The following is a 1,214-nucleotide window of genomic DNA, read 5'->3' as shown; positions in this document are numbered from 1 at the left end:
CCTGTTGCCGGCATACTGCCGTGTTCAAAAGCCGAAAGCCACTTATCTCAACTGTTCAATTTTCCCGAACCACCTCTAACCCTGAATCGGAGAAGCGCACGGCGCAGACCAATGCCAGCGACCAATGGGTTGTGAGTGACGTTCCGGAGATGCGGATCGTCAGCGACGAGCTTTGGGCGCGCGTCAAGCGCAAGCAGGCTGAGGTGAAGGAGCATTTCGCTCACATGACGACGAACCGGCTGAACGCTACACATCGGCCGTCCTATCTGTTGAGCGGGTTGCTGGAATGCGCCGAATGCGGCGGTCCCTATGCGATCATGGGCAAGGATCGCTACGGCTGCACGAACCACAAAAAGCGCCTGCCGATCGATGACCTTGGCGGAGCCTGCTGCGGCAACAAGAAGACCATTACTCGCCAGAACCTGGAAGAGCGCATCATCAACGTGCTGCCGGCGGCATTCTTCTCAATGGATATTTTTAAGCGGGTCAGCGCAGGCTCGCGGGCGCGCCTCGAGGCCCAACTGAGAGCCGAACCGCAGAAGTCCGAGAAGCTGGCTACCGAGATCGCTGCTGTCACGCTTCAGCAGAAGAACATCATCCAGCAGATTTCCGACCGAGCCGCGGCGGGCCGCCCTGCCCTCGCCGCGCTCGACGACATGCTCGATAATCTCGAAGGCGAACGACAGAAGCTAACCGCTCAGCTTTCGGCTGATGAAGCAGCGGAAAGTCCTGATCTCCAGGCTCAACTCGACCGCCTCTACGAGGAGACCAAGCCGGAGTCGGTGGAGTATATCTTCAACGTCATGCTGCACTATCTGCGCAATTATGCGGACACGGAGACCAAGCAGCCGCTTGTGGACATCGTCAGGCAGCTCATCCAGAAGGTCGTGGTCGGCCCGATGCCCGGGCACGAACCGGCAAGCCTTCAAGTTCACGGCCGTATTGCCAGCATCCTGGCCGCGATGGAAGTGACGACAATGCTCGAGAAGCAGCTGAAGTCGATCCACTGGGGCTGGTTTCTTGAAGCTGAAGACGCAGGCAGATTGGGTACAGAGGAGAAACGCCAAGATCTCCTCAGGGCCATGGCTGACGACCTTGAAGAGAAGAAAGCCAGGTGGCGGAATTTGCAAGTTTCAGTGGTTGCGGGGGCAGGATTTGAACCTGCGGCCTTCAGGTTATGAGCCTGACGAGCTACCGGGCTGCTCCACCCCGCG

At 58.6% G+C, this 1,214-nt stretch carries 1 protein-coding gene and 1 tRNA gene; one reads left to right on the top strand and one right to left on the bottom strand.

All coding sequences use genetic code 11. The annotated features are described in order from the left end of the window. The first annotated feature begins 149 nt into the window (after positions 1–149). Positions 150–1,181: a zinc ribbon domain-containing protein gene (locus tag OCK01_RS26625; protein ID WP_412179074.1), complete on the top strand. Its 1,032-nt coding sequence runs from the start codon at positions 150–152 to the stop codon at positions 1,179–1,181. Here OCK01_RS26625 and OCK01_RS26375 read toward each other — a convergent pair. Next, positions 1,138–1,214 (bottom strand) — tRNA-Met (locus OCK01_RS26375). The two genes, OCK01_RS26625 and OCK01_RS26375, sit on opposite strands and share 44 nt — an antisense overlap.

This window comes from Rhizobium sp. TRM95796 (genome assembly GCF_025779995.1).
Lineage (GTDB): Bacteria > Pseudomonadota > Alphaproteobacteria > Rhizobiales > Rhizobiaceae > Rhizobium_E.
The sequence above is the reverse complement of the archived record's forward strand: the minus strand, read 5'-3'. Positions and strand labels throughout refer to the sequence as shown.